8 protein-coding genes are annotated in these 7,089 nt (G+C 73.3%); 5 read left to right on the top strand and 3 right to left on the bottom strand.

Annotation, left to right across the window (positions count from 1 at the left end):
• A partial coding sequence (locus tag JNK12_17360) for an HNH endonuclease (protein ID MBL8777714.1) occupies nt 1–442 on the top strand: 442 nt, incomplete at its 5' end.
• Nucleotides 443–664: 222 nt separating this feature from the next.
• Here the strand turns inward: JNK12_17360 and JNK12_17355 are convergent.
• Nucleotides 665–1,363, bottom strand: coding sequence for an aspartate/glutamate racemase family protein (locus tag JNK12_17355; protein ID MBL8777713.1), 699 nt, complete (start codon nt 1,361–1,363; stop codon nt 665–667).
• 79 nt (nt 1,364–1,442) lie between these two features.
• Between JNK12_17355 and JNK12_17350 the strand changes: the two genes are divergently transcribed.
• The 3 genes from JNK12_17350 to JNK12_17340 all read left to right on the top strand — a co-directional run bounded on the left by JNK12_17350 (nt 1,443) and on the right by JNK12_17340 (nt 5,327).
• Nucleotides 1,443–1,898 (top strand): hypothetical protein, encoded by a 456-nt coding sequence (locus tag JNK12_17350; protein MBL8777712.1) that lies wholly within the window; start codon nt 1,443–1,445, stop codon nt 1,896–1,898.
• Nucleotides 1,899–2,077: 179 nt separating this feature from the next.
• Complete coding sequence (locus JNK12_17345) at nt 2,078–4,126, top strand: glycosyltransferase family 39 protein (GenBank protein MBL8777711.1); 2,049 nt, start codon at nt 2,078–2,080, stop codon at nt 4,124–4,126.
• 70 nt (nt 4,127–4,196) lie between these two features.
• Entirely contained in the window at nt 4,197–5,327 is a 1,131-nt protein-coding gene (locus JNK12_17340; GenBank protein MBL8777710.1) for a hypothetical protein, read from the top strand.
• 81 nt (nt 5,328–5,408) lie between these two features.
• Here JNK12_17340 and JNK12_17335 read toward each other — a convergent pair whose 3' ends face one another.
• Together JNK12_17335 and JNK12_17330 are read right to left on the bottom strand one after the other, a co-directional pair.
• Nucleotides 5,409–5,639 (bottom strand): hypothetical protein, encoded by a 231-nt coding sequence (locus tag JNK12_17335; protein MBL8777709.1) that lies wholly within the window; start codon nt 5,637–5,639, stop codon nt 5,409–5,411.
• Between the two features lie 113 nt (nt 5,640–5,752).
• A complete protein-coding gene (locus JNK12_17330; protein ID MBL8777708.1) occupies nt 5,753–6,727 on the bottom strand; it encodes a LysR family transcriptional regulator in 975 nt (324 codons plus the stop codon).
• Nucleotides 6,728–6,787: 60 nt separating this feature from the next.
• Between JNK12_17330 and JNK12_17325 the strand changes: the two genes are divergently transcribed.
• Complete coding sequence (locus tag JNK12_17325; protein MBL8777707.1) at nt 6,788–7,054, top strand: hypothetical protein; 267 nt, start codon at nt 6,788–6,790, stop codon at nt 7,052–7,054.
• The last annotated feature ends 35 nt before the right edge of the window (nt 7,055–7,089 follow it).

The raw sequence follows: 7,089 nt of genomic DNA, 5'->3' as shown, positions 1-7,089 counted from the left end.
CAGCGCGGTGGGGCGGCTCGTCCTCGACGCGGAAGGCGAAGTCCTCGACGCCGGCCGCCAAGCCCGCCAGTTCAACCGGGCCCAACGCCGGGCCATGGCCCGCCGCGACGGCGGCTGCGCGTTCCCCGGCTGCGACCGCCCGCCTGAGTGGTGCGACGCCCACCACCTCGACTTCTGGGACGCGGAGCACGGCCTCACCGACCTCGACCGCGGTTGTCTGCTGTGTCGACGCCACCACAACCTGCTCCACAAGAAGGGGTGGACCCTCGACCGCGACGTGATCACCGGCATCTTCACCGCCACCGCCCCCGACGGCCGCACCTTCACCAACAACCCCCGCCGGCGACAAGCCAAGCCACGGCGACACGAGCCGCCCGCCACCACCACGGACCCCATCACCGGACCCGATCCGCCCGGCCAGCGACAACCCAGCCGCTGCTGACGCAGCGGCGCCCCACCGGCAAGGACGAAAGTCGGCGATCGAGAAGCGACCTACCTCGCGAGGGTGAGCACGTTCTCCGGATCCACCGACGCCAGCGCGACGTCGTATCGATCGGCCAGTTCGGCCGCTCGCCGATAGTCCGTCTCGTACGCAACCACCAGGGACCGCACGCGCTCGCCCGCACGCAGCGCCAGGGCCCCACCGATCTCTGGCCGCTCGGTCTCAGCCGCTGAGGGCGAACGCCGCCGCCGCTTCGGCGTGGAGGCGGGTGGTCGGGAAGTACGGCACGGGGACGTCGGCGGGGGCGAGGAGGAGCTCGATCTCGGTGCAGCCGGCGATCACCCCCTCGGCGCCCCGCTCGATGAGGCGTCCGACCACGTCCTGGTAGGCGGCGCGCGAGGCCGGCGAGAGGACGCCTCGCACGAGCTCGTCGTAGATGACGTCGTGCACGAGGGTGCGGTCGGGCTCGTCGGGCACAAGTACCTCGAGGCCGTGGCGCTCGCGTAGCCGGCCGACGTAGAAGTCCTGCTCCATGGTGAAGCGGGTGCCGAGCAAGCCGACCGACCGCACGCCGGCGGCCTCGATGGCGGCCGCGGTCGGGTCCGCGATGTGCAGCACCGGCACCGGCGCGACCGCAGCGGCCACCTGGTCGTGCACCCGGTGCATGGTGTTGGTGCAGATCACGATGCCCTCGGCGCCGCCGAGCACGAGGTGGGCGGCGGCGTCGGCCAACAGCACGCCGGCGTCGTCCCATCGGCCGGCGGCCTGGAGCGCCTCGACCACCGAGAAGTCGAACGAGCGGATCAACAGGTCGGCCGAGGCCACCCCCCCGACCCGCTCACGCACGGCCTCGTTGATCAGGCGCTCGTACTCGACCGACGACTCCCACGACATCCCGCCGAGCAGCCCCAAGCGACGCATGGCCCCAGTCTCGCAAGTCCCCGGGAGGTCCTAGGGGGCGCTGAGGAAGCTCCAAGGGTCGGAGCCGACCATGAGGTCCATGGAACAGCACCCCGCCCCCACCAACCCGGCCCCCGCCGACCCGGCCCCCCGGGCGGCGGACCAGCTCCCCCCGGCTCGAAGCACCCGCGGCCCCAAGCGCAAGCGCCGGCACCCGGCGAAGCGGGCCCGCCGCGTCGCCACTGCGGTCAGCGCCTCCGCCGCGGTCCTCATGGTCGGCGGCATGGCCTACAACGCCCAGGCCGACCAGGCCACTGACAGCGCGGAGGCCGTCGTCACCACGGACAGCTCGGCGACGGCGACCGTCAGCAGCGCAACGGACACGAGCTCGTCCGACAGCACCAGCAGCACCGACAGCTCGAGCGCCGGCAACTCGTTCGCCACCACCGACTCGAGCTCGACCGACACCAGCTCGTCGGATACCAGCTCGAGCACGGCCACCGCCACGGCGGCCACGCCAGCCAGCAGCGCCGACACCACCACCGCCAGCAGCTGAACCGAGCGAGTCCGACCACCCGCACCCGGCGCCCAACTTCCCGCTCACGCCTGCCCGGCCCCGCCACCTGCCCCCCCGATCGACCGACCCCGCGACGCACCCCGCACGCCGCATCCGAGCCCCCGCACCGAGCGCCCGACCGCACCCCGACCATCCGAGCCGACCGAGGACCTGCTGCCATGACCCTGACCGACGCCCCGCCCGCCCTCGCCGGCGACACCCGCGATCCCGACGACGCCGACGAGATCGGTCGCGACCTCGGCGACGACGCCACGGACACACCGCCGCCGGCCGAGCCCGTGCTCCCCACGACCTCGGGTTCGCCGTGGCGTGACCGCTTCCACGCACCGACCCGGTCGGGCTGGATCACGATCGCCATCGCCCTCGTCGCCGCTGGCCTCTACACGTGGGGCCTCGGCTCGGCCGGCGTGGCCAACGACTACTACGCCGCCGCGGTCAAGGCCATGAGCACGAGCTGGAAGGCCTTCTTCTACGGCTCGATCGACAGCGGCAGCTTCATCACCGTCGACAAGCCCCCAGCCTCGCTGTGGGTCATGGCGCTGTCGGCCCGGATCTTCGGCTTCAGCACCTGGTCGATGCTCCTCCCCCAGGCCGCCGCCGGCGTCGCCTCGGTGCTCATCGTCCACCGCATCGTGCGGGAGTGGATGGGCAACGTGGCCGCCCACCTGGCTGCTCTCGGCTTCGCCCTCACCCCGGTGGCCGTGGTCATGTTCCGGTACAACAACCCGGACGCGCTGCTGACCCTGCTGGGCCTCGGCAGCGCCTGGGCCATCTGGATCGCGCTGAAGACCGGCCGCACCCGCTGGCTCGTCCTGTCGGCCGCGCTCGTCGGCCTGGCCTTCGAGACCAAGATGCTCCAGGCCCTCGTGGTGCTGCCCGCGTTCGTCGCCGTCTACCTCTTCTTCGGGCCCCCGAAGCTGGGCAAGCGCATCTGGCAGCTCGCCCTGGCGGCCGTCACCGTCCTGGTCTCGGCCGGCTGGTGGATCGCCATCGTCGCCCTGGTCCCCGCCTCGAGCCGCCCCTACATCGGCAGCACCGAGGACAACTCCATCATCAGCCTGGTCCTGGGCTACAACGGCCTCAGCCGCATCTTCGGCAGCGAAGGCGGCGGCCCCGGGGGCTCCGGCGGAGCCACCGGCGGCGGCGCCGGCTTCGGCGGCGCCGTCAGCTGGCTGCGCATGTTCAACACCGAGGTGGGCGGCCAGGTCGCCTGGCTCATCCCCCTCGCCCTCGTCGGCCTCGGCGCCGGCCTCTGGCTGACGCGACGCAACCCCCGCACGGACCTCGCCCGGGCGGGCTGGGTGCTCTGGGGCGCCTGGGCCGTCGTGTCCATCGTGGTGTTCAGCCGGGCCGAGGGGATCTTCCACCCCTACTACACGGTCCAGCTCGCCCCGGCGGTGGCCGCCCTCGCCGGCGCCGGCGCCGTCGCCCTCTGGCAGCTCGGCCGACGCCACCCGGCCACCCGCTGGTTCCTGCCCGCCACCATCGTGGTCACGGCCGGCGTGGCCGTGACCATCCTGCGGCGGACCCCCGACTTCGCCTCGTGGCTGCCGATGGCCATCATCATCGGCGCCGCCCTGAGCGCCGCCGGCGTCTGGATCGGCGCCAGCCTCCGCCACCGCACCCTCACGCTCGCCGCGGCCTCCATCGCCGGCGTCACCCTGCTGGCGGGTCCGACCGCCTACAGCCTCACCACCATCGCCCACACCCAGACCGGCTCACTGGCGGCCGCCGGCCCCACCAGCACCAGCGCCGGCGGCGGGTTCCCGGGGATGGGTGGCGGGGACGGCGGCACCGGCCCCGGAGTCAGCTCCACGAGCTCCATCGACGGCGACACCGAGCTGGTGGCCTGGCTCGAGGCCAACCAGGGCGACGCCACCTGGCTGGTGGCCGCCTTCAGCTCGCACAGCTCTGCCTCGATCATCCTCGCCACCGACGAGCCGGTGATGACCATCGGCGGCTTCAACGGCCAGGACCCCGCCCCCACCCTCGACGAGTTCATCGAGTACGTCGAACAGGGCGAGCTCCGCTACGTCCTCGTGGACGGCGGCGGCGGGCTCGGTGGCGGCATGGGCGGCGGGCCCGGCGGCGGCACCTCGGAGATCACCACCTGGGTGACCGAGAACGGCACCGCCGTCGACACCGGGACCGGCACCACGGTCTACGACCTCTCCGCCCTCGCCTCCACCGTCGCCGACGACGACTGACCTTCGATCCACCGACCACCCACCCGATCCCCGACCCCCTCCCCCGAACACCACCCCGAAAGGACCCACCATGAGCTACGACCCCACCAACGAGAACGACGCCCTCGATCCCGCCGGCGCCCCGCCGGAGCCCGTCGCCTCGGCCGCCGCCCCCGAACCGCCACCGCCCGCCGCTCCCCCCGGGGACCCGCTCTTCGACGAGCCGGGCTACGCCGCCGCTTCCGGCGCCGCTGCCACCCCACGGGCCAGCGCCGGCGGCGTGGACAAGAAGACCCTCATCGGCGCCGGCGTCGGCGCCGCGGTCATCGCCCTCGGTGCCGTCGTGGGCATCAACCTCGCCTCCTCCGGCGCGGAGAACGCCACCGACACCGCCGCCTCCGGGCCGGCGGGCATGACCGGCGGCCCCGGCCAGATGGGCCAGATGCCCGGCGCCACCCAGGACGGCAGCACCGACGGTCAGGCCCAGGGGCAGACGGGCCAGATGCCCGGCGGCATGCAGGGCGGGCCCAGCGGCTCGACCGGCACCGTCGAGAGCATCGGCGACGGCACCCTCACCATCGCCACTGAGGACGGTGCGTCCGTCGAGGTGACCACCACCGACGACACCGAGGTGTCCATCTCGGAGACGGGCTCCGCCGACGACATCGACGAGGGCGACACCGTCATGGTGATGGGCCAGTCGGGCGACGACAGCTCGGTCACCGCCGAGCGGGTGGTCGAGCGCTCCGGCGATGACGGAGACGGGGAGGAGGGCGACGACGCCCAGCGCGGCCCCGGCGGCCCCGGCGGCATGGGTGGCGTCAGCGGCGACGTCAGCTCGGTCGACGGCGACAGCTTCGTGGTCGCCACCGACTCGGGCGACATCACCGTCACCATGACCGACGACACCACCGTCGTCATCGAGCGCACCGGGTCGGTCGACGACCTGTCCGAGGGCGACGAGGTCTTCGTCCACACCGAGACCAGCGACGACGGCAGCGCCTGGGCGGAGCGCATCATGGCCGGCGACGCCCTGCCCGACGGCGGGACGATGGGTGCGATGACGGGCCAGCCCCCGTCCGGCATGGACGGCGGGCCCTCCGGTCAGTCGGGCACCATGGCTCCGCCCAGCCAGGGCGGCTCGGACAGCTCCGGATCGTCGGGGACCACCGGCGGCGCCCCCGGCGGGAACGCCGGCCCGAGCGGGGTCACCACCACCTGACGCACGACGTCGATCCCGATCGGCCGCGACGGGCCGGGCCGCATGCCCGGCCCGTCGACGGTCGGTCGGGCGCGGTGCGTATCAGGACCGGCGCTGCATCACGGGCGGTTGCTGGACGACCGGACGCTGGTCCACCACGTAGTGCCGGCGCCGCATCGCCACCTGGACGAAGGCGACGACCAGGCCGATGCCGCCGGCGATCATCAAGATGAGGCCGATGGTCGCCAGGTCGACGCCGTCGACGCTGTCGGCCACTGCGTAGCGCAGGATGGCGCCGAGTGCGCCGAGGAAGATGCTCACGCCGAAGGTCATGGGGTTGCCTCGCTGTGCTCGGGGAGGGGTACGCCTCCTTCCTTACCCAGCCATGACCGCGCGCGGTCACCGGCCGCGCGCGGAGCGCATCGGGCCGAGGTGAGGCGGTCCGCTCAGGCGGGCAGGGGTGCGTGCGAGACCATGACGTCGGCGCAGACGTCGCGGGCGAGGTCGACGACGACGTCGACCGCCGGCGACCGGTGCCGGTGGGGCACGGCCAGCCCGATGGTCCGATCGGGGATGGGCGGGTCCACCCGGCGCACCACGATGCCCGGATCGGTCGGGTCGATGGCGAGACGGGCCGTGACCGCATGCGCCATGCCCGAGCGCACCATCGCCTGCACCGCGCTGTTGTCGGTGGTGCGGAACACCACGTTCGGCTCGGCGCCGACTTGGCGCATGCCGTCCTCGATCAGGATCTGACACGCGGTGAGCGACTGGCCGATGAGGGGCAGGCCGTCGAGCACGTCGGCCGGCACCGGCACGCCGTCGGGCGTGAGGGGCTCGTCGGCCGAGCTGATGACCACGAACGGATCGTCGGCCAGGGCGATGAAGTCATACGGGCCGTCGTCCACGGGTGCCACCACGAAGCTGAGGTCGAGCTCGCCGGCCGTGAGCGCCCGCAGCAGGTTGGCCTGCTCGTCCTCCTCGACCAGGCTCACGGTGATGTCGGGTCGCTCGTGACGCAGGCGGGTGAGGAGGGGCGGCAACAGCTCGACCGACACGCTCTGGAAGGTGCCGATGGTGAGGTGGCCCACGCGGCCCGCCCGGTAGGCGGCGAGATCGGCCTCGGCTGCGGCGACCCGGTCGAGGATGGCCTCCGCGTGCGCGAGCAACAGCACGCCCGCGGGAGTGAGCGCCACCGGCTTGGGGCCGCCCGGACGCTCGAAGAGCACCTCGCCCACGGCACGTTCGAGGGCGGCGATCTGCTGGCTGATGGCCGACTGGGTGTATCCGAGCCGGGTGGCGGCCCGCCCGAAGGAACGCTCGGCGGCGACCGCCCGCAGCGCCACCAGGTGGCGCAACTCGACCTGGCCGAGGACCTCGGCGACGGGTGTGGGAGTGCCCGTGGGATCATTAGCGCTCATGATGAACTCGATGATAGATGATCGTTGGACCTAATGGAACACCCATCGTACGGTCATCCCATGACCAGTCACGAGCGCATCCCCACCTCCGAGTTCACCCACCTCGTCGCCCGTGACGGGGTGGCCTCCCACCGCCGCGAGCTCGCCGCCCTCGGCGCCCGAGCCGTCGCCGTCGGCGTCCAGCCCGGTGCCGCCTCGGTCCTGCTCGACCCCGCCGCCTCCGACGTGGTGCGCGAGCGGGCCTTCGCCGTCGTGGCCCGGGCCCTCACCGGCCGGCGCCGGGTGGCGACGACCGACGCCTCCCCCGAGTTCGTGGTGGTGGCGTAACCCGCACCGACCCGATCGTCGTGACGGCCGCTCCC

Source organism: Acidimicrobiales bacterium (assembly GCA_016794585.1).
Classification (GTDB): domain Bacteria; phylum Actinomycetota; class Acidimicrobiia; order Acidimicrobiales; family DATDAH01; genus JAEUJM01.
The sequence above is the reverse complement of the archived record's forward strand: the minus strand, read 5'-3'. Positions and strand labels throughout refer to the sequence as shown.